The sequence below is a fragment of the Corallococcus exercitus genome, assembly GCF_042231735.1.
In the GTDB taxonomy this organism is placed as follows: Bacteria; Myxococcota; Myxococcia; order Myxococcales; family Myxococcaceae; genus Corallococcus; species Corallococcus exercitus_B.
Genome location: NZ_CP102577.1, coordinates 10000780 through 10019335, shown reverse-complemented (window position 1 = coordinate 10019335; position 18556 = coordinate 10000780). Strand labels below are relative to the sequence as shown.

Below are 18556 nucleotides of genomic sequence, written 5' to 3'. Positions count from 1 at the left end.
GCATTACTCCCGCTTCAAGCCCTCCAACTCGTGGGCGTCCAGCCCCTCGGGGAAGAAGCCTTCCTCGCCGAATTCCACCTCGTCGCGAAGGACGCTGCCCTCCGCCAGCACCTGGGCCCACTCAGCTGCGGCTTCCTGCCGGCCGAAACCCGGGTGCCGCCTCGCCAGGGCGACTCGCATCGCGTCGCGCATGTCCGCCGCCGTGGCGAAGCGCTCCTCGGGATTAGCGCGTAGCGCGACATGCAGCATCGCCTTCACGTCCGGGGAGAGTGAGGCCACGGCCTTCTCGACGTCCTCCGGGCTGAAGCTGGCCAGCAGCACCTGCATTTGAGTCAGCGGCAGGGAAGGGAGGATTTCAGGCTGGAGGTGAACCATGCCCTTGAGCGGACGCGGCACGTCCTCCACGTCGAAGAGGTGCTTGCCTGTGAAGAGTTCCACCAGCAGCACGCCCAGGCCGAAGACGTCGGAGCGCGGCGTGAGGGGCTGCCGCGTCAGGTACTCCGGCGAGGCATACGCCACGTCGCCCCGGACGAGGCTTGCGGGAGACTCCTCGCGCCCCACCACCAGCGAGTAGGCCGCGCCGAAGTTCGTCAGCTTCACCTCGCCTTGCGTCCCCACGTAGACGTGCCGGGGGTTGACGTCGCGGTGGATGACGCCCAGTGACTTGCCGTCCGCATCCGTCAGCGTATGCGCGTGGTGCAGGGCCTCAGCGACTTCCGCGCCGACATAGAGGGCGAAGGCCTCGGAGACAGGCCGGCCGCGCGCAACACCCGCACTCACCAGCGTCTCCAGCGAGGGGCCGTCCACGTACTCCATGACGACGTGCAGCGCGCCCTTGTTCACCTTGCGGTGGAAGACCGTGGCAATGGCCGGATGGCGCAAACGGAAGGCCAGCTGAATCTCCTCCCCCAGCCGCGTGCGCTGCATGAAGGTGGAGGGGTTCGCCAGCCGCCGCACGAAGCAGAAGCCGGGCAGCTTGTTGCCCCGCTCCGAGAAGCGCTGAGCCAGCATCAGCAGCTCGCCCGTCTGCATCAGCACCAGCTCACGGACGGCCTCGTAGCGGATGCCGTCGATGGTGAAGAGGTGCTGCGGCTTCTCAGGCGTCGGCGGAAGCTGCCTGCGGCGCGCGGAGGCTTCGGTGCGCGCCAGGTCATCGGTCGTCGTGTCGGGCATGGCTCCTCGGGAGGCGGGAGAAAGGCGCGACAGCGCCTCCCAAGGAGTTTGAGCGCAGTTGACTTTTAAAGTCCACAACCACGGACTCTAAAGGGCAATCACCGCACCTGGGCGAGGGCGAAGCCTGCCCCAGCGCCGAGTACCACCGCCAGCACCACAGCCAGGACAGGGACTGGGCGCGGCTGCTGGCGTAGCACCTCGTTCTCCGCCTGAAGGCGGCGCAGCTCGCGGGCCGTGAGGATGCAGCGCTCCGTGGACAACCAGCAGCCCTCGGACACAGCCACAGTGCGCCCATCCTGGAGCGTCACGGTGGCGCGGGCCACGTCTAGCACCTCCCCTTCCGCGCGCGCACGCCCCGCCACAAGCAGGGCCAACGCCAGCACCAGGCCCCTCACCGCTTGTCGCCCGGCTGGAGCTCGTTGAGGGCAGCCACCGCCGCCGCCTTGCCAGCAATCTCCCCGGCCGCCACTTCCCCCGCCTCGCGCGCCGCGTCCTCCACGGCGTCTCCGAAGACGAGCGTCTTCATGACGGTGAAGCCACCCGCCGCGCTCAGGCCGATGGCGAGCGCCTTCAGCAGCAGGGCTACCGTGAAGGACTCGCCTGCCAGGAGGGCGTTGGACACCGCCCCCGCGACGGACAGCAGCAGCGCCAGCACCGCGCCTGCCCGCGCCGTCCGCAGCAGCGGCCACCACGCCCCCACGAAGCGGCGCAGCGCGTAGACGAGAGCGATGACGGCCAGGGATGCGACGAGGGCCCAGTTGCGGGCCGTCACCGCGTCGAGGATGAGGCGCGCGAAGGCCTCCATGTTGCCCGGGTCGGGCGTGCCGCTCGCCTGCGCGAAGGCGACGGAGGGGAAGACGAGGCAAAGGGAGAGGACGGCGAGACGTCGCAGCATGGGCATGCCTTTCGTGGGTGAGGCGCGGCGAAGTGCCGCGCGGGGAAGTCAGAAGCCGAGTCGCGCCAGCGAAGCGGCAAGCGTTGGGTGCATGGCGCGCCACTCGGGCATCGAGCGCACCGTGTCGAGGAAGCGCCAGACGGCGGCGAGCCGCTGCGCGTCCGTGCTGCCCGCTGGCTCCGAGAGGAAGAGGCCGCGCACGGGCTCCAGCTGGCTACCGCTCACGAGGCTGGGCCATTGGCAGTGCGGAGCATCCCCAAAGGAGCCGCCCCAGGCCAGGCCCGCGCGGCGCGTCTCCTCGCCAAGAATGGCGTAGGCCGGCCCATCCCAGCGCGGCTGAAGGCCCGGACGGTCCACGTCGCCATCGCGGCAGAAGTCGTTCGCCAGGCCGTAGTTGTGCGCGGAGAGGCCCTCCGGTGCCGCACGGCCACCCTCCCCCTTCAGGTAGCGCAGGTGCAGCCCGCGCTGCTCCGCAAAGGTGGCGTAGCCACGGGTGGCGACGTAGTCCGCGCCGCGCACACGGCAACGGGCGATGACTTCACCCATCACCGCCGCGAAAGGCGGGTAGAGGAGCTTCAAGTCGAGACGGGAAAAGAGTTCGGGGTTGTGAATCATCCCCCACTGAATGGGGGCAGACTGAAGCGTGTGGCGTGCGCTACCCCTCCGCGCGGAAGCGCACCCCGTCCAGACTCACCCACGCGGTACCCGTGGGCAGGCTGAAGACCTGGAGGCCGCCGTCGACGTTGAGCTGCGCCATGGCGAGGCCGTGACTCGTCGGCAGCGCCAAGATGCGGTTGGAGCTGGCCCGGTAGCCCACCGGGAAGCGGTACGCGTTCACGTAGCCCACCGCCCCAGGGCTGATGAGGCCGCGTGCGGACACCTCGTTGTCGCTGTTCTTGTAGAAGCCCGGGGGCCAGTTGGTCGCGTTCCACGCCACCCAGCCATTCTCCAAGTCGCTAATCTGCCCTGTGCGGATGGTTGTCCACGGCTCGACAAGGCCACCGATGCGCTCCAGTCGCACCGAATCGACGTACACCCACGGCGCGCCTTGCGTCGCATGGGCCAGCAGGCGCACCTGGACGTAGCGCGTCCCGACGGGCGCGTTGTGGAAGCCTGTCATCCGCTCCCAGCCACTCATCGGCAGCACCTTCGTCGTGCTCACCGTACCCAAGACGTTGAATGCGCCGTCGTACCAGACAAGTTGGACGGAGAAGGCCGTCCCTGTCTGTGACGCCCTCGCGAGGGCATCCACGCTGTACCTGTCACCCGGCCGGGCAATCATCGCCTGGGAGTCCAGCCGCGTGCCGCTCGCCACCAACCGGATGGCACGCGCGCCCGTGTACGCGTCCGCCGTCACCTGGGAATGTGCGCCCCAAAGGCCCGCCCCCATCGTCCAGGCGTCCGGGGGCAATTCCTCAAAGGAGTGCGCTTCGAAGTCGGGGTTGGGCGGCGACTCCCCGAAGGCCACGGCGGGCTGCAGCGTGGCAGGCGTTACGTAGGCCGTGGTGACGGACACCTCGGCGGATGGCGCGCCCAGGTTGCCCGAGGCGTCGCGGCCAACCACCCGGCAGTAGTACGTGGCTCCGGGACGCAGGTCGGGAAGCGGGAAGCGCGTCGCCGAGGCCCGCCCCTGGAAGGTGGCCTCCGAGGGCTGGAAGCCCGGTGTGCGCGAAGCATGCACCTCGTACTCGTCCCAGGCCGGACCGGTGGTGGCGGGGGTCCACGTCACCACGCATCCGTTGACGGTAGGCGTCGCCCGCACCTCCTGCGGCGCAGCTGGGCCCGTGAAGGCTGCGCTGGGAGCAATGCCCGGTCGGCTGTCGCGCTCCAGCCACTCGCGCAGCGACGTAGAGGGCTGGCCGCGCAGCACCAGCTTCATGCGCGCTGTGCCGTCCGTGGCGCACTGGTGCTCAAGCTCCTGCACCGCGAGCCGCTGCGCCGTGTCCAGGCGCACGCCGTCCGGCAGCACGAGCACCAGGTCAGCCAGTTCCAGGCCTGGGTGCGGATCCACCGTCATGGAGACAGTCAGGGGCGAGACGGAGAGGTCCGCGAGGGCCGCGTCCGCCAGCCGCTGGGCCTCGGGCTCCGTGTCGATGTTGTCGAGGTCGTCGTTCGCCACCTGCATCCAACGGCGGCCCACCTGGGCGCGCGCCGTGGGGTTGCTGGCCGTCACTGTCTTTCGCTTCGGCGTGCCCGAGGCGTCCAAGTCAAACTTGTCGCTGTAGACGACCTCTACGTCCGTGCGGATGTCCGCTAACTGCCGCGTCACCCCATCGAGGTTGCCGTATTCGTCCGGGCCATAGCTCCAGTCCTCCTCCGTCTGGAGGCGGTCAGGGGCCGCGAGGGTGAGGGCGAAAGCGCCAGCGGCAGGCTGCCAGCGCATGCGGCAGTCCCAGCCAATCCGCTGCGCCAGAGTGCGCGCCGCGTCCAGCACCGGCTCCACCTTCTGCACGTACCGGCCGCGCTGGGACATGGGGTCCACGGGCGTAAAGAGCGCGAATGAAGCGAGGCCGTTGTCGTCCAGCAGCGACTGGATGATGGACTGCACAGCCACGCCCACCGTGTCGTTGCCGTATTCGCGCTCTACCTCGATGAAGGTGTCCTGCAGCAGGCCGCCCAAGTCGCGGCCCACGACACGAAGCTCGTCGGGCCCGGCGTCCACCTCATCGATGCGACCCCGGAAGACCTCGAAGTAGTCCGCCTCTTTCGGCGCGGCGGAGAGCGGCGCGAGGCCCAGCTCCACGCGAAAGTAGGCGCCCTCCACCAGCAGCGGCGCGAACGTGCCCTCCCCGGACGTATTCGCGAGGGACTGAACCACCAGGGGCGAAAGGGAGAGGCGAGCGCCAGCCGCACCACTGCGCACCAGCGACACCTCCGCTTCGGCCACGGGCGCGTCCAGCTTGTCGTTGATGCGAACGCCCAGCACCCAGTCAAAGCCCAGGAGGGTATGCAGGTTGCGCCACTCCCCTGCCGCGTCGCGTACCCAGACGCGCGGATGGGTGGAGTAACCGGAAGGGCTGCCCAGCAGGGCCGCCTGGAAGGAAGAGAGGGGCCGCATGCGTCAGCGCTCCTGCAACTCGAAGTCGAACTCCTGCCCGAGGACGAGCACGCCGCCCTCCCACCACTGCACCGCGCGTCCTGTTCCCACCCGGCCCAGCACGGGAAGTGGCTCGTAAAGGGCAGCGCCCGAGGCCCGGTGGTACGGGTACGGCGCGCCGAAGGACTCGCCGGCAGCGAACCAGGGAGCCACCCACGACGCGGGCGCCACCCACGGCAGCACCACCAGCTCATCCACCAGCAACTCGCCCGCTGCCGCTGCGTTGCTGAGCGTCACCGCGCCCAAGGGAAGCTGGCCCGTGCCATCCACGGCGAGGAAGCCGTCCGCGTGGGGGCTGGCACCCGGCACGCCGTTGACGCTGAGGCCCACGCCCGCGCGGTGGACGTGGTGGCGCCACCTGTCCTTTGTCCCCTGGCGCTTCCACCAGTACGCCACCGTCCACTTCGCGCCGAGGCCCGTGGGGAAGGTGACGCTCGCGCCCGCCTCCATCAGCATGCATCCGCCAAGGCGCCCCATGGCCTCCACCGCCGACACGTTGCCCACCATGGCGCTCGGCGAGAGGAAGGCTTGGCTGCGCAGCCCGTCCTCGAAGCTCCACACCTGGCCCTCGCCTTTGAGGAGCCCCCGGTACGCGCGGGCCTCCTCTTGCGTCAGCGGGCCGGTGTTGCCCGCCAGGGTGAAGACTTCGCGCCGCTCGCTGCTGCGAAGCCACCCGGAGAAGGCGCGGCGGTGCTCGCCCAGCAGCGTCGGCGTGTACGTGAGGCCCCGCTCCGCTGAAACGGGCAAGGGGATTCCAGAAAGGGCCAGGGCAGCGGGCATGAGGGAATCCTCAAGAGCTAGAGAAGCGCGCCGTGAGGCGCACGCGGCTGCCAGCGACGCGGATGCTCGCGCGCTGCTGGCGTAGCGACTCGTCCCGCCGCGTGGCTTCCATGGCGGCGTCGATGTCGTAGCCGGTGATGTTGTAGGTGACGGGCGCGGCCATGGCGGAGACGTTGCCCGCCTCCGGCGCACGCACCTGACCTCCTCCGTTGAAGCCAGGAGGCAGGTAGCTGCCGAGCCATCCCGGCACCGCAGGCGTCGCGGGCACCTGCCCCAAGAGGAGCTGCTGAATGGCGGGCGGGAACATGCCGAGGAGCCATCCCGGCACCGGCCCGCTGGGCGAGGACGGGCCGTCTTCCTCCGGCTCCCCAGCGGCAGGCGCCTCGGGCGTGGGCTTCGGCTTGGACGGCACCGTGGGGCCGTCCTGCGTGTCTTCGGACTCGAAGCGGCGCAGCGCCACCTTCCACGCGGCCGGCACGTTGGTGAGGGCCGCCGTGGCGCGGGCCACGGCTTCCGTGTGCTCCTCCACCTGGGCGGTTTCCTCGGCACGCGCCTTCGCCGAGTCCCACGTCGTGTCCTCCAGCACGCGCAGGGAGTCATCCATGCTGTCGGTGTCCACCTTCAGCTTGTTAAGCGAGCGCGCGAACTTCTTCAGTCCGTCGAAGCCCGTCCAGTCGATGAGGCTTGAGATGGCGCGAATGACGGTCTGCACCGCGCCGATGACTGCATTCCAGACTTCGCTGATGGCCTTCGCGATGGTGAGGACGACGCTGCCGACGAACTTCAGCGCCGTGAAAAGGGCCTTCATGATGGGCCCGCCCAGGATGCTCAGCGGTTGCTGAATCAGCAGGAAGGTGCGGCCCAGCACCTCGAAGAGGGGCGCCAGGCCCTTCAGGATGTCGCCCAGCACCACCAGCGGCGGCACCAGCGGCTCGATGGCCTCCCCCAGCATCTCGAAGACAGGCGTCAGGGCAGAGAGGAAGCCATCCACCACCATCGTCACTGCGTTGAGCAGGGGCTGGAGCGGCTCCAGCAGCGTCCCCAGCGAGTCGGCCACCTTCTGGATGAGCGTGTTGACGGACTCGATGACGCCCTTGAAGCCTTCGGACTGCATGAGCAACTCGCCCACTACGGCGATGATGGCGCCGTAGACACCGCCCGCCTCCATGCCCTGGACGCCCGCGTTGATGAGGTCGCCCAGCTGGCCCAGGCCGCCGATGAAGCGATCCACCAGCGACTCCCTCGCGGCTTCCATGGCCGCTTCCGCTTCGGCAGCGAGGTTCTCCGCCTCCAGGCGCAGCTCGTGGAAGGCAGCGGCACCGGCAGCCTCCTCCGCGCGCACGCTGGCCAGGTACTCCTTGCGTGACTCCTCGTTGGCCTGCGCCTGGAGCTTCGCCATGGCGGCCTGCTCCGCCGCCTCCTGCTTCTGAGCGGCCTCCAGGGCGGCCTTGTCCGTGGGCTTGCGGATGCGCGCCTTGCCCTGCGCCCCTCCCCCACCCGCCAGCTTCGCCAGGAGGGCCTGAATCTGCGACGTGACGCCCTCCAGGTTGAGGGCCCGGGCGAGGTCCGCGCCCAGCCGCTTCGCGCCCGCCGTGCTGGTGCGCAGGCCGTAGGCGACGCTCTCCTCCAGCTCCCGCCCCGCTCCGGCCACGGCGTCCCCCACCGCCACCGCCGTTTGCCGCGCACCGTCCCAAAGCACCTGGGCGCCCTGCCCCAGCGTCTCCAGCAGCTCCCGGCCCGTGACGGTGGACACCTGCCGGAACGTGGCTGCTAGCTCCGGGAAGCCGGCCTGACGAGCTACGGGCTCCAGGAGGCGAGAGACGCCGCGCACCAGCACCGCGACGCCGTCCAGGACGCTCAGGGCCGCTCCCTTCACGAAGTCGCCCAGCGCCAGGAAGGCGCGGGAGAAGCCGTCCGCGATGCGTCCCGCCCACTTCGCCAACTGGTCGCCGATGTCCCGGAAGAAGTCCGCGAGGCCCGTGCTGCTGTCCTCCCAGGCGGCGTAGACGCTGCCCGCCAGCAGCACCAGCGCCGCCACGGCGGCTGCCACCGCCGCGAGCGGCACCAGCAGGCTTCCAGTGGACAGGGCCAGGCGCCCCAGGCTTCCGGTAACGGATGGCGTGCTCGCCACCATGCCGCCCATGGAGGCCGTCACCTTGTCCATGGAGGCCGCTAGGGAGGCCAGGGCCACGGACTTGTTGAGCAGGCCCAGCACCTTCACCAGCCCACCAGCTCCCGTGGCCACGCCTTCCACCACGCCCGCCACTTTCCCTAGCGCCCCAGTGGCGAGGCCCGCCCCGGCGACCCACACCAGGACATCCGAGGCGGCGGCCTTCATTTCCGGAGAGAGAGACTGGAAGCTCGCCACCACGCGCTCGACGCCGTCCGCGACGTGCTGCACCACCGGCAGGAAGGCGTCGCCCACGTCCGCAGCCAGCGTGTAGAGGAGCGCCGTCATCCGCTCCGTCTCGCGCTCCATGGCCGCGTTGGACTTGGACGCCGCCGCGACTGCGCCGGCAATCCCCGCAGCCACCGCCGCGCCAATCTCGCCCAGGCCCTTGGACTTCTCCTTCACCTGCTTTGCGGCCTTCTCGACGGCCTCCACCACCTTGCCCAGGTTGGACAGTGCCTCGCCCACGGAGGCCGTCACCGCCACATACAAATCGCCTACGCGCAGGCCTCCGGCCATGCCTCACCTCTTGGGACGTTTTCTGAAAACCGTTGTCGTCGTCAGCGGGCCGGCATGAGAGGCGGGGCCCGAAGCGCGCATTCCGCGCACCTCCTCGGCCTCCAGGGCGCAGTGGGCCAGGAGGTGAACGACGTCCTCCCACGCCCAGCTACGCACTTCCTCGGGCGACTGGCCCGTCAGCTTCACCACCGCGTGCAGCGCCCTCAGCTCGGGGTGGTTACGGAGTTTCCCTTTGCTTCCTCCAGCGTCGGGCCCGCGAAGGCCCGGGCTAACTCGTCCTGAATCTCCTCCAGCCAGGGCTCGCGCTTGACCTGGCCCACCTCCGACTCATCGAAAACCCGGATGGCCGTGTCTGGGTGGTAGAGGCAGAGGACAGCGATGCGGGCGATCATCGCCATCCCCGCGAACTCATCGACGGGCTTCCTGTCGGGCCCCAGTTCCTTGGCGGCCTTCGCGGCGGCGAGCAGTTCAAGCTTCTCGCCCAGAGGCGGTTGGCAGATGTCGTAGTCGGCGCCGTCGAGCGTAACGCGCTTGTGCAACTTGCGTCGGGTGCCGAGGGGCTTTCGGAGCGTGGTGGGGGCGGTCATGGTGGAGCCTCGGTAGAGACGTTGGAAGGGAGCCGGCTACACCGCGACGGGCGCGCCCTGGCCGGCAAGGGTCGCGGAGAAGGTGACGACGTCCGTGGAGCTGCGGCCCTCCTCGTAGGACGTCACCTTCACCGGGTAGCGGTAGCCCTGCGTGCCCACGGGCGCCGTCTCGTCCTCCACGATAGTGAAGAAGACGGTGGCGTCGCTCTCGAAGGCATCCCGCAGCACCTGCTGCGGCGCGCTGCCCTTGAAGACGTGGCCGGACAGGGGGATGGAGAAGGACTTCCAGGTTCCCTTCGTGCGCTTGTAGCCGTCGCCGCCAAAGTAGTTGGCATCCACGGTGTCCTTGGCCCTGTTGACGGGCGCCTCCAGGACACCGTCCAGTGAGTCCGCTTCCACGGGCGCGGTGTCCGTGGCGCGGATGTAGAGTTTGTCGAAGAAGGCCTCTCGGGGTTCGGGCATGGTGGTGGCTCCAGTCATTGGGAGGGGAAGCGCTGCGCCAGGAAGTCCTTCAGGACGGCGGCCATGCGGCGGCGAGCGCTGCCCCGAGCACGACGGAAGGACTTGCGGAGGAAGTGCGGTGGCGGGTTAAAGAGCTGCGCGCCCCAGTGCCAGCCCTCGTGAATGGGACCTGCAGACGGGTGCGCGTAGCCCGCCGTCCACGTCGTGGAGAGGCGCCGACTCATGTTGTGGAGGGGGCCGCTCAGAAAGGCGCTGTCCCGGAGGTGGCCCTCTCCCACCGGTACGAGGAAGAGGGAGTAGTCCAGGGCGAGGCGGGCGATGTTCCGGCAAGGCGCATCGAGCGCGCGCAGCACCTCGACAGGCGAGCGACGCAGACGCTCCAGCTTCACCGCATCGACTTTGACTCGGACAGGCATCCCCTACTTCAATGGGGGCAATCTGGCAGCTGGCGACGCACTCCGGAGATCCCTGAAGGCAAGTCTGGGCAGGGCACCAACGGTAAATTGCCGGGAAGATGAGCTAGAGAATCAACCCGGCAGCAGTCAACTCGCCCATGAGTCATCCGACACTCGCCACAGGATCTCTAGCAAGAACCCGCAGAGCCCCATACTGTCCTCACACGACATGTACGCCGTCGCCAACGATCCCAGCCAGGAAGCTCAGCACACATAAGGCCATCTCACGCCATGATACTCGACATCAAAATAGAGACAATTGCAGAGCTAGTCACAGGACTATCAGACCTAAGAAACAAAACTCCCAAAGGGGAGCCGATCTGGTTCAGAGGGCATGCCAACAAGAAATTTAAACTGCTGCCCTCAATTGCAAGAAACCCCAAGGGCCTCGACCTCGAAGGACTCTTGATAAAAAAATTCAAACAGAACGCCTATCCTTTTCGAACCCTCCCCCCCAAGAGCGAATGGGAATGGCTATTCCTGATGCAGCATTTCGGAGTTCCTACACGTCTTCTCGATTGGACCGAAAGCCCTCTCGCAGGCCTCTACTTCGCAATAAACGATCTTCCCGAAAACGAGGCAGAAGACGCACACCTTTGGGCTCTGCTCCCCGCCAAGTACAACTCCGACTTCCCCCGCATTCGCTTCAAGGTAAACATCGACATTCCAAGTTTTGAGGTCGACAAAGTCCTGGAGGACTACCGCCCGGACATAGTTACCCTTGAGACGGCAACCACCAAATTCCCTGTTGCAGCAATCGCTCACCGACAAAACGAGCGAATAATGGCACAGCTTGGCGTTTTTACAATAATGCATAGAGATGCAACCCCAATTGAAAATATTGCAGACGACTGCCTCGCAAGATTCACCATTCCCACTGGAGCCAAAATCCGCCTTCGCGAAGAGCTACAAAGCCTACACATCACTCGCATGACACTATTTCCTGAACTCGCAAGCGTCGCCACGCTCACCAAGGAGTTCCTGCCATGAGCAAATTCAGACTAAGCTCAATGCACAACAGCGCGGTGCTATATGTTTATGCAATGAGAGAGTCGATCTGGACAGATCCGCCATACCAAAGACAGAGCGACATCTGGTCCATCCAAAAGCGACAATTGCTTATCGACTCAATCATCAACGGCTACGACATACCGAAATTCTACTTCCACGAATTTAACAAGCCAAAATCCGTTGGCGGAAAACAGTACGACTACGCGGTCATTGACGGCAAACAACGAATTCAGAGCATTTTCGAATTCATCAATGGCACATTCGCGCTCAGCAGCGAGATCGAATACATCCATGACTCCACCATCGACCTTCGGGAGCTTAGCTACAAAGAACTCGCTCAGCGCCACCCGATGATTAAAATCAAATTTGATAGCTTCACGCTTCCGATTGTCACGGTCCAGACAAGCGATTCAGATTTTATCGAAGAAATGTTCTCTCGCCTAAACGAGGCAATCCCACTCAACGCAGCCGAGAAAAGGAACGCATGGACCGGGCCAATACCCCCCATCTCGCGACAACAGGCCCAGCTGACATTCTTTACCAACAAGCTCCCATTTAAAAACACTCGTTACCGCCACTATGAACTGGCAACAAAGTTTCTCTACATCGAACACAAGGGGAAGTTAACAGACACAAAAAAGGCATATCTGGATGACTTTGTGCGATCATTCAAACCAGTCGACCAGCCCACCGCCAACATCCTGGCTGTAAAATCCGAGAAGGTTCTCTGGTCTATGGCGTCGGTATTCACTGACGAGGACCCACTTCTTCGCTCAGTCGGCATGATTGTTGTCTATTACTATCTGTTCCATGAGGCACAAGAAGAGGGCTGGACTTCCGACATAAGTCGAAAGGCACTGCTCGACTTTGAAGATGCTCGCATAAAAAATCGAGAGATCGCTGAACACGGCGAGGTCAAGGCCGATTACACCCTGCTTGAGTTCGACCGTTTCAGTCAAAGCCCAAATGACTCAGTAGCCCTGCAATACAGATATGCGGTCATGAGGCGCTACGTAGGACCCGTCAACGGACGCCCTCCCATTCCTGGCAATGAACCATAAAACGCCAAACTGCCAGCCAGAGCCATCCACTCCGTCAACGAGCCATGTATCGAAACATCAAATTAGTCATCCAACGATGCCGTCCTGACGAGTCATCTCCCAAGTAAGTCGGCCAACTCTCATTGGCCTGCACAAAGGCTTGTGGGCGGAAACAGGATTGATTGAGGGTCATAAAGACCATCAGCGCGAGTTGCTGCCCACCTTGGAAGTCCTCACGCCCCGACCGGACACGAACTTGGCAATGCACCACCAGATACGCAGCCTGTCCTAGCCCCAAATAGAGCTGGGGCTCTGCACCACCCGTTACGACCAGGGCCACGGACCTGGCCGGCACATCACCATCCGCATCGGGCATGGGCGCAGTGAAGAGGTTGGCGCCTGGAGAGGGTGGACGCACCAGCCCAATGCCCGCGTCCTCCAGCAGCACCGCCAGTTCCGAAGCGATGTCTCGCATCAGAACCACACCTTCCGAAAGCGCACCGCACCCGTGCCGTCCACGCTCTCGTCCACAGCCACGGGACGCCGCGCACGGTTGAAGTCCGCCACGTCCTCGCCCGGCAGCCAGACACGGTGCAGCAACGTGAGAACCGCGTCCGTGTAGACAATGTGCGCCGCCAGATGCTCGTTGCCGTTGGCGTCACGTATGAGACGCCGGGACGGCTGCACGCGAGCCCGCGCTGTCAACTGGGGACCGAGCGTTGGTTTTCCATAGGCATCTCGCCCCGTCAGCACTGCATAGGTGATCGACTGCCGGAAGGTGTCTGAGGGAGACGCCATCAGCTTACCCGGTGAATGACGTAGGGCGCGAGCAGCGCCTGCGCGACACCGGGGATGGGACTCTTCCCCTCGGCCTTCGCCGCGAAGTAGCTCACAGACCAGTCGCCAATGGACTCGCTGGCCACCATCGCGTCCACGCCGCGTGAGCGGTACATCTGCGCCGCAGTGAGAACGGTGGCCTCCTGCACGTCCTCCGGCAGCGTCACCACGCGCGACGCGTCCAGGGCCCGCTGCCCCGGCGTCACGAAGCCGCCGTCGTAGACGACACGGATGCCGTCCTCGCTGCCCTGGAAGCTGTCCGCCGCCACGACCACCAGTCCGCCCGAGCGCGCCGTTTCCCGCCACACGCCGCGCCTGCGGTACAGCATGCCGGCATCCGCTAGCTTCCCGTGGGCTTCGTACTCCTCGGACGGCACGAAGGCACCGCCCTCCCAGACGCCCACTACCAGGACAACGGGCGGGCACTCCAGCAGCAGCAATGGGCGCCCATAGCCCGCCGGGTACTCCACGAGGCCCTGGCCGTACTCGAAGACCCTGCCGCAGTAGCCAGCAACGGCCCGGCTTGCCGCTGTGACGAGGGACTCCAGGCGCGGCGTCACCGCCACGCCCAGGTCATCCGCCACGGTGGCAGCCAGGCACAGGTCAGCAGGACTCGCCATGGCCTCACACCGGCAGCGTCATGGCGCCGCCAAAGACGACGAAGGCGCACGCCTGGAGGCTAGGCGCCGTCCCGCCCGTCAGCGTCGTGGCCTCCGCCACGCGGATGAACCGCTTCGCTGCGCCGAGGTCCACGTCCTTCTCCGCGAAGGCGTTCGCCGCCGTCAGCTGCACGGAGGCCGAACCCGACCCGGCTGGCACGAAGTCCGTCCAGGCGTCATCCGCGCCATTGTCGCTGGAGTGCTGGAGCTTCACCTCGTAGCCCTGCGCGGTGGGGCCACCCGTCACAGCGCCTGTGGCCGCTACGAGGACGCAGCTCTCGCCCAGGACAAGCCGGTCGTGGCCCGTCCCCTGGCGGGTTCCAGCAGGCGTCGCGGCGGGCGGCGTGCCCAGGCGAGCGGCAACGAAGGCGCCGATCTGGCTGATGTGCGGTGCGCTCATGATGTCCTTTCGTGGGGCGTCGCCCCGTCAGTTGCTTCCCCAGCTCAGGTCCTTCACCACGACGCCGGACTGCCGGTGGCGCATGGCCAGGTCGTGCTTGGAGATGGCGCGAAGCACCGTCTGGTCCGTGGAGATGCCGGACACCACCTGGCCGCCGCGCGTGAACGAGCCGTTGGGGAAGACGTCGATTTCCAGCGCCATGGACTCGCCGATGAGCACCTCGGCCATGTCCACGAGGTAGAGCTCCGAGCAGTTCTTGCCCGAGCCGAGCGTCTCCGGAATCTGGTTTGTGACGAAGAAGGGCACGTTGCGTAGCGTGCCGCGCTCCACCATCTCCCGCTCCAGGGCGTTGGTCCCCTCCCCGCCAGGTCCCGGGGCATCGAGAATGGCCGTCTCCGCGTTGGGGGACATCAGCCACACCGGCTGCACCATGGGCACGTTGGCCTTCTTCAGCTTCTTCTTCGCCTTATTCAGCTCCTTCTTCATCTCGCCCAACGTGGGCGCGCCTGCCGTGGCTACCGTCTCCGCGTAGACGTGGGCTGCGTCCACCTGGTTGCGGATGCCGCGCGGCTCCAGTTGCGTGCCGCTGCCCCGGAGGAAGGCCGCGTCCTCCCGCAGCGCCATGACGTTCAGTAGGTCGTTGCGGATGAACTCCTCGGCGTTGATGGAGGCGTTGCGGATGAGGTCGTTGGGCACCGCCGTCAGCGCCGTGAGCTTCTTCTCGGACAGCGACACCGTGTCCGTGCCCGGCTCCGACTCCTGGATGGTGCTCGTCTCCCCGCCGTAGAAGGCCGTGCCCGTGCTGGACTGCCGGTCGAAGGTAAGCGAAGCACCGATGGGGATGACGCGGGCGCCGGCCTGCCGCACCACGGCCTTGTTGCGCAGCAGCTCGATGAACTCGGAGGCGAACTGGGGGTGCACCATCGAGCCCAGGCCGGAGTAGTTCCCTTGGGAGAGCGCCTTGCTCACCACCTCATCGCCCCAGCCCTTCAACACGTCCACCACGTTGCGCCCATCCATGCGCGCGACGGCCTTCGCCTTCACGTAGCGAATGAGGTTGAGGCCCGTGCCCTCCGTCATGTGCTTGCCGGTAATCGGCGCGCGACGGGGCTCCTCGGGCGCGGTGTCGGCCGCCTTGGAGCCCAGCAGGGCCGCGTAGCTGTCGCGGTGTCCCTTGGACTGCTCCACCAACTGCGCGGCCACCAACGGGCCCAATGACTTCGCCATTTCCTGCATCTGCTCGGGGGTCATGCTTTCTCCTGGAGGTGCTGCAACAGGGCCCGCGCCGTGTGAGCGGCAAGGGCATGGGTGTCGGACTCGGAAAGGGAAGGAGGTGCGGCGGGCGGCGAGGTCTTGCTCTTCTTCCGTGGCTTACGACCCAGCGCCTTCACCACCGCATCCGCGATGTCGCGGATGAGGGCGGCGCGTTCGTCGGAGTGCTTCTTCAGACGCACCGCGCGCTGGTTGCCGGGAATCGTGACGACGGAGATCTCAAGAAGTTCCTGCTCGTCGCAGTCGTAACCGCCGCGCTCGTTCTCGTGGTAGCGCAGCATGCGGTAGCGGACGCTCACCGCGTTGAGGATGCCCTTCTCCACCTTCCGCTCGACGCGCCGGGCAAACTCGTCATCCTGGTCGAACTCGATGTCCACCAGGAGAGCGTCGCCCTGGACGTAGGCGCGTCCCTTGCCGATTGGCAGGATGTCCGTGCGGCCTGCGCCGAACAGCCCACCAGAACCGTCGTCGTGCATGTAGAGAATGACGGGGTTCGCCGCGTAGGCGTCGAGGCGCCAGCCCTGGACGGACAGTCGGTCGTTGTAGCGGTCGAAGTCGGCGTCGTTGGCGCGAAAGGTGAAGAGCTTCGGTCGGCCCTCAGCAGGGAGTGGGGCGTCCTGCTGGGCAGCCAGGCGGAACCTGAAAAGAGGCTTGAGCATTCACCTCTTCAATGGGGGCAACTCTCTCACTATGGAAGCATAACCCACAAGGGTTTCCCCCACGCAGCGAGGCACGAGGAAGTACTCGCCCATTTTTCCGAAAGCACTAAAATCCCCGCCTTACACCTCTCAAAATTGATAAAGAAGGAGTTCTACCCACAGCACCAAGCAAGCCGCGATCAAAGAAACACACCAACAAAAAACACAACTCACGGACACAAGAATGACGACAGGAAAACAAAACAAGCCAGAAGGCATCAACACCGAACCACCACCAAGCGATTCTCCCCCTCCGCCCCCAGAACAGCTCCCAGAAAGACTCCTCAAATGCGACGCCGTACTCTCACTCACAGGGGAGCGCGAAATCTTCAACTCCCTACAGCAAGCCTCTTGGAAAGCAGCACATAGCGTCTATTACGAAGACCAAAAAGAAAAGAAATGGCGCGAAACTGACATCATCGCACGCCGCAGCTGGGCACGACAAAGAAAGTCCGGGACACAGTACTGCACAATAAACCTAACCATAGAGTGCAAGAGCGTAAAAGACTACAACATAATATTCGCCCCCGAAACACTCGACAACCACTACTCAGCCGTCCAAGCATACTGGTTTCCGGGCGAAGGACGCCTTCAAAAGCTCGCATCAAACCTAGAAACCACGGAACTCAATTCGAAACAGACATCGCTATTTATTCGCAACCTAGAGGAGCTGGCGTTTCCGAACGGACGGTCCCTGCTCATGGACTTTGAAACGCCACACCCCAAGGCTCCGTTAGCATCAACAGCCTTTAAGGAAACCAACATAAAGGTCGACAAAGACCTAGATGCCTCCGTGCTCTGGCGAGCCAATCAGTCTCTTCGCTCCGCGATTGACAGTTTCCGCAAAACGCAGTTCGAGAACGACTACTCCTCACTGCAGGACATCATGCAGACTGCACGCAGGACAAGCAATTCCGTCCATGACTCAGCCATGGCGTTTGCAAATAAATTATCCCACGAAATCAACGTTTTCCATCCAATCATCGTCATCGAGTCACGACTATGGAAATTGCATGAAACGCACCTAGACGAAATACCTTGGTGCAGACACGTACACATCGATCGAACCGGGGTTGCTGACTGGTGGGTGGACGTTGTTGGGCGAAGTCATTTTGAAAAATACTCAGCACAGTTAACGAAACACTATGAATTACAGATGTCGAAGACAGGAGCGCGACAACTAAAGGCGCCCAGAAAGCCCATGTTTTATTAGTCTGAATTATCCTCCGCCAGAGCTGCTGGCGTCCGATCTCTATGCGACATTTGTCCCGGCATAGGCAACGGATACCCATGCCGATTCGGATCCGCCTTGAATCCCGCGAGTTCTCTCCACTCGTCGTAGCTGAAGGCCTCCGGCATGGTGCTCATGACCCGAAGCTGATGCTCACGGTCCGCTGGCACGGGGCTGTCGTAGTCGAGGATGGCCTCTGAGTCGCCGAATAGCGGCATCAACCGCATCTGGTACTCGGTTCGCAGGAACTCCATGCGCGGGAACGTCGCCTGCTCGGCGAGGTTCTCCCGCGCGGCGAAGGCTGTCGCCTTGTTCGAGCTGGAGATGTCGCCCACGATTTCGGGCGGCACGCGGTACGTCATCCGCACGAAGCCCATGAGGAACTTCCGCAGTTCCACCAGCTGCATGTCGCGGAAGCTTGTGTCGAGGCGAGCGAACGTCACCCGGCCGCTCGTGAGGAGCAGCTTGCCCGCCTTGTCCGGCCCTTGGTGCTCGCGGGCCAGTGACTCCTTAAAGGCCTTCGCCCCTGCGCTGTTCGCGTCCGTCAGGCCCTCGATGGAAGCGATGGCGGGCGGCAGCATGTTGTTCCAGAAGGACGCGCGCAGGAACCGCGCCACGAACTCGTCCGTGTCCAGTTCGTCCCCAAGCGCGAAGGCGGGACCGACTCCGCGCCCAAGCGGATCCTCCGGGTCTAGGTTGCGCAGATGGAGAACGTCCGCCGCTGGTACCTCCCGCATCATGCCGCCCACGAACACGGAGAAGGTCCGCTGTTCGCGCGGCACGTCCATGGCTGGCAGCCGCGTCACTAGGTTGGGAGGCACCGGCCAGAAGCCCACCGGGAAACCCGCCACACGCTCCAACACCAGGAAGGCCTCGCCGACGAGGTCCAGATACACCTGCACCAGCTTCGTCACGGAGCGGCCCGTCAGGTAGTCATTCGGGTCCGCGAGCATCCGCAGAATGGGATGGTCTGGCACCTCCTGGACTTCTCCCGCATCCAGCATGGCCTTCAACCGCATGGCGCGGACCTCGCGCGTCGCACTCCGTAGCGCGTAGTCCTTCACCGGCTGGCCCTCGCGCGAGACGCGGCGGTACACGCGCCAGTTCACCCCGGCCACGGAGTCCGCGACCACGTCAACGACGGCCCGGAGCCAGGGCATTTCGCGGTACGCTGCCAGGAGCTGCGCCGTGCCTCGGCGCGGCGGCGCCTGCTGCCAGCGCGCCAGCTCCAGTCCCGTCCCCTGTCGCGGAGAACGCACCACCGCCGACT

19 protein-coding genes are annotated in these 18556 nt (G+C 65.2%); 3 read left to right on the top strand and 16 right to left on the bottom strand.

Annotation, left to right across the window (positions count from 1 at the left end):
• Window positions 1-3: 3 nt before the first annotated feature.
• From NR792_RS40340 to NR792_RS40300, 9 genes are all read right to left on the bottom strand, one after another.
• Window positions 4-1173 carry a serine/threonine-protein kinase gene (locus tag NR792_RS40340; RefSeq protein ID WP_375757987.1) on the bottom strand — a complete coding sequence of 390 codons (1170 nt, stop codon included), beginning with the start codon at window positions 1171-1173 and terminating at the stop codon, window positions 4-6.
• A gap of 391 nt (window positions 1174-1564) precedes the next feature.
• Entirely contained in the window at window positions 1565-2068 is a 504-nt protein-coding gene (locus tag NR792_RS40335) for a hypothetical protein (RefSeq protein WP_375757986.1), read from the bottom strand.
• 48 nt (window positions 2069-2116) lie between these two features.
• A complete protein-coding gene (locus tag NR792_RS40330; protein WP_375757985.1) occupies window positions 2117-2683 on the bottom strand; it encodes a M15 family metallopeptidase in 567 nt (188 codons plus the stop codon).
• Between the two features lie 40 nt (window positions 2684-2723).
• Window positions 2724-5126, bottom strand: a complete 2403-nt coding sequence (locus tag NR792_RS40325; RefSeq protein WP_375757984.1) for a fibronectin type III domain-containing protein — start codon at window positions 5124-5126, stop codon at window positions 2724-2726.
• Window positions 5127-5129: 3 nt separating this feature from the next.
• Window positions 5130-5912 carry a hypothetical protein gene (locus NR792_RS40320; protein ID WP_375757983.1) on the bottom strand — a complete coding sequence of 261 codons (783 nt, stop codon included), beginning with the start codon at window positions 5910-5912 and terminating at the stop codon, window positions 5130-5132.
• Window positions 5913-5955: 43 nt separating this feature from the next.
• Window positions 5956-8634, bottom strand: coding sequence for a hypothetical protein (locus NR792_RS40315; RefSeq protein ID WP_375757982.1), 2679 nt, complete (start codon window positions 8632-8634; stop codon window positions 5956-5958).
• 203 nt (window positions 8635-8837) lie between these two features.
• On the bottom strand, window positions 8838-9221 hold the full coding sequence (locus tag NR792_RS40310; protein ID WP_172811611.1) for a phage tail protein: 384 nt from the start codon (window positions 9219-9221) through the stop codon (window positions 8838-8840).
• A gap of 36 nt (window positions 9222-9257) precedes the next feature.
• Window positions 9258-9683 (bottom strand): phage tail tube protein, encoded by a 426-nt coding sequence (locus tag NR792_RS40305; protein ID WP_143909410.1) that lies wholly within the window; start codon window positions 9681-9683, stop codon window positions 9258-9260.
• 14 nt (window positions 9684-9697) lie between these two features.
• On the bottom strand, window positions 9698-10099 hold the full coding sequence (locus NR792_RS40300) for a hypothetical protein (RefSeq protein ID WP_171448660.1): 402 nt from the start codon (window positions 10097-10099) through the stop codon (window positions 9698-9700).
• A 270-nt stretch (window positions 10100-10369) separates the two neighbouring features.
• On the opposite strand from NR792_RS40300, the gene NR792_RS40295 reads away from it, so the two are divergent.
• Both NR792_RS40295 and NR792_RS40290 read left to right on the top strand, forming a co-directional pair.
• On the top strand, window positions 10370-11128 hold the full coding sequence (locus tag NR792_RS40295; RefSeq protein ID WP_171448659.1) for an FRG domain-containing protein: 759 nt from the start codon (window positions 10370-10372) through the stop codon (window positions 11126-11128).
• Window positions 11125-12210: a DUF262 domain-containing protein gene (locus NR792_RS40290; RefSeq protein WP_171448658.1), complete on the top strand. Its 1086-nt coding sequence runs from the start codon at window positions 11125-11127 to the stop codon at window positions 12208-12210. The genes NR792_RS40295 and NR792_RS40290 overlap by 4 nt, the downstream gene beginning before the upstream one ends.
• A gap of 34 nt (window positions 12211-12244) precedes the next feature.
• Here the strand turns inward: NR792_RS40290 and NR792_RS40285 are convergent, their stop codons facing one another.
• Genes NR792_RS40285 through NR792_RS40260 form a run of 6 tightly spaced genes read right to left on the bottom strand, consistent with a single transcriptional unit; the run spans window position 12245 to window position 16016 of the window.
• Entirely contained in the window at window positions 12245-12664 is a 420-nt protein-coding gene (locus tag NR792_RS40285) for a hypothetical protein (protein WP_375757981.1), read from the bottom strand.
• A complete protein-coding gene (locus NR792_RS40280) occupies window positions 12664-12987 on the bottom strand; it encodes a hypothetical protein (RefSeq protein WP_171448656.1) in 324 nt (107 codons plus the stop codon). Before NR792_RS40280 ends, NR792_RS40285 begins: the two co-directional genes overlap by 1 nt.
• A complete protein-coding gene (locus NR792_RS40275) occupies window positions 12987-13646 on the bottom strand; it encodes a hypothetical protein (RefSeq protein ID WP_375757980.1) in 660 nt (219 codons plus the stop codon). Before NR792_RS40275 ends, NR792_RS40280 begins: the two co-directional genes overlap by 1 nt.
• Before the next feature lie 4 nt (window positions 13647-13650).
• The gene (locus NR792_RS40270) at window positions 13651-14085 is read right to left on the bottom strand and encodes a hypothetical protein (RefSeq protein WP_171447009.1); all 435 of its coding nucleotides are present in this window, start codon (window positions 14083-14085) and stop codon (window positions 13651-13653) included.
• 27 nt (window positions 14086-14112) lie between these two features.
• Window positions 14113-15336, bottom strand: coding sequence for a phage major capsid protein (locus NR792_RS40265; RefSeq protein WP_375757979.1), 1224 nt, complete (start codon window positions 15334-15336; stop codon window positions 14113-14115).
• On the bottom strand, window positions 15333-16016 hold the full coding sequence (locus NR792_RS40260) for an HK97 family phage prohead protease (RefSeq protein ID WP_375757978.1): 684 nt from the start codon (window positions 16014-16016) through the stop codon (window positions 15333-15335). Before NR792_RS40260 ends, NR792_RS40265 begins: the two co-directional genes overlap by 4 nt.
• Window positions 16017-16239: 223 nt before the next feature.
• On the opposite strand from NR792_RS40260, the gene NR792_RS40255 reads away from it, so the two are divergent.
• Window positions 16240-17268: a hypothetical protein gene (locus NR792_RS40255; protein WP_375757977.1), complete on the top strand. Its 1029-nt coding sequence runs from the start codon at window positions 16240-16242 to the stop codon at window positions 17266-17268.
• Here NR792_RS40255 and NR792_RS40250 read toward each other — a convergent pair.
• Window positions 17265-18545: a phage portal protein gene (locus NR792_RS40250; protein WP_375757976.1), complete on the bottom strand. Its 1281-nt coding sequence runs from the start codon at window positions 18543-18545 to the stop codon at window positions 17265-17267. The genes NR792_RS40255 and NR792_RS40250 overlap by 4 nt on opposite strands.
• Between the last annotated feature and the right edge of the window lie 11 nt (window positions 18546-18556).

What these genes read in the sequence shown, in the direction of transcription:
- NR792_RS40340 (WP_375757987.1), bottom strand. Translation starts at nt 1,173, where the DNA reads ATGCCCGACACGACGACCGATGACCTGGCGCGCACCGAAGCCTCCGCG.
- NR792_RS40335 (WP_375757986.1), bottom strand. Translation starts at nt 2,068, where the DNA reads ATGCTGCGACGTCTCGCCGTCCTCTCCCTTTGCCTCGTCTTCCCCTCC.
- NR792_RS40330 (WP_375757985.1), bottom strand. Translation starts at nt 2,683, where the DNA reads ATGATTCACAACCCCGAACTCTTTTCCCGTCTCGACTTGAAGCTCCTC.
- NR792_RS40325 (WP_375757984.1), bottom strand. Translation starts at nt 5,126, where the DNA reads ATGCGGCCCCTCTCTTCCTTCCAGGCGGCCCTGCTGGGCAGCCCTTCC.
- NR792_RS40315 (WP_375757982.1), bottom strand. Translation starts at nt 8,634, where the DNA reads ATGGCCGGAGGCCTGCGCGTAGGCGATTTGTATGTGGCGGTGACGGCC.
- NR792_RS40310 (WP_172811611.1), bottom strand. Translation starts at nt 9,221, where the DNA reads ATGACCGCCCCCACCACGCTCCGAAAGCCCCTCGGCACCCGACGCAAG.
- NR792_RS40305 (WP_143909410.1), bottom strand. Translation starts at nt 9,683, where the DNA reads ATGCCCGAACCCCGAGAGGCCTTCTTCGACAAACTCTACATCCGCGCC.
- NR792_RS40300 (WP_171448660.1), bottom strand. Translation starts at nt 10,099, where the DNA reads ATGCCTGTCCGAGTCAAAGTCGATGCGGTGAAGCTGGAGCGTCTGCGT.
- NR792_RS40295 (WP_171448659.1), top strand. Translation starts at nt 10,370, where the DNA reads ATGATACTCGACATCAAAATAGAGACAATTGCAGAGCTAGTCACAGGA.
- NR792_RS40290 (WP_171448658.1), top strand. Translation starts at nt 11,125, where the DNA reads ATGAGCAAATTCAGACTAAGCTCAATGCACAACAGCGCGGTGCTATAT.
- NR792_RS40285 (WP_375757981.1), bottom strand. Translation starts at nt 12,664, where the DNA reads ATGCGAGACATCGCTTCGGAACTGGCGGTGCTGCTGGAGGACGCGGGC.
- NR792_RS40280 (WP_171448656.1), bottom strand. Translation starts at nt 12,987, where the DNA reads ATGGCGTCTCCCTCAGACACCTTCCGGCAGTCGATCACCTATGCAGTG.
- NR792_RS40275 (WP_375757980.1), bottom strand. Translation starts at nt 13,646, where the DNA reads ATGGCGAGTCCTGCTGACCTGTGCCTGGCTGCCACCGTGGCGGATGAC.
- NR792_RS40270 (WP_171447009.1), bottom strand. Translation starts at nt 14,085, where the DNA reads ATGAGCGCACCGCACATCAGCCAGATCGGCGCCTTCGTTGCCGCTCGC.
- NR792_RS40265 (WP_375757979.1), bottom strand. Translation starts at nt 15,336, where the DNA reads ATGACCCCCGAGCAGATGCAGGAAATGGCGAAGTCATTGGGCCCGTTG.
- NR792_RS40260 (WP_375757978.1), bottom strand. Translation starts at nt 16,016, where the DNA reads ATGCTCAAGCCTCTTTTCAGGTTCCGCCTGGCTGCCCAGCAGGACGCC.
- NR792_RS40255 (WP_375757977.1), top strand. Translation starts at nt 16,240, where the DNA reads ATGACGACAGGAAAACAAAACAAGCCAGAAGGCATCAACACCGAACCA.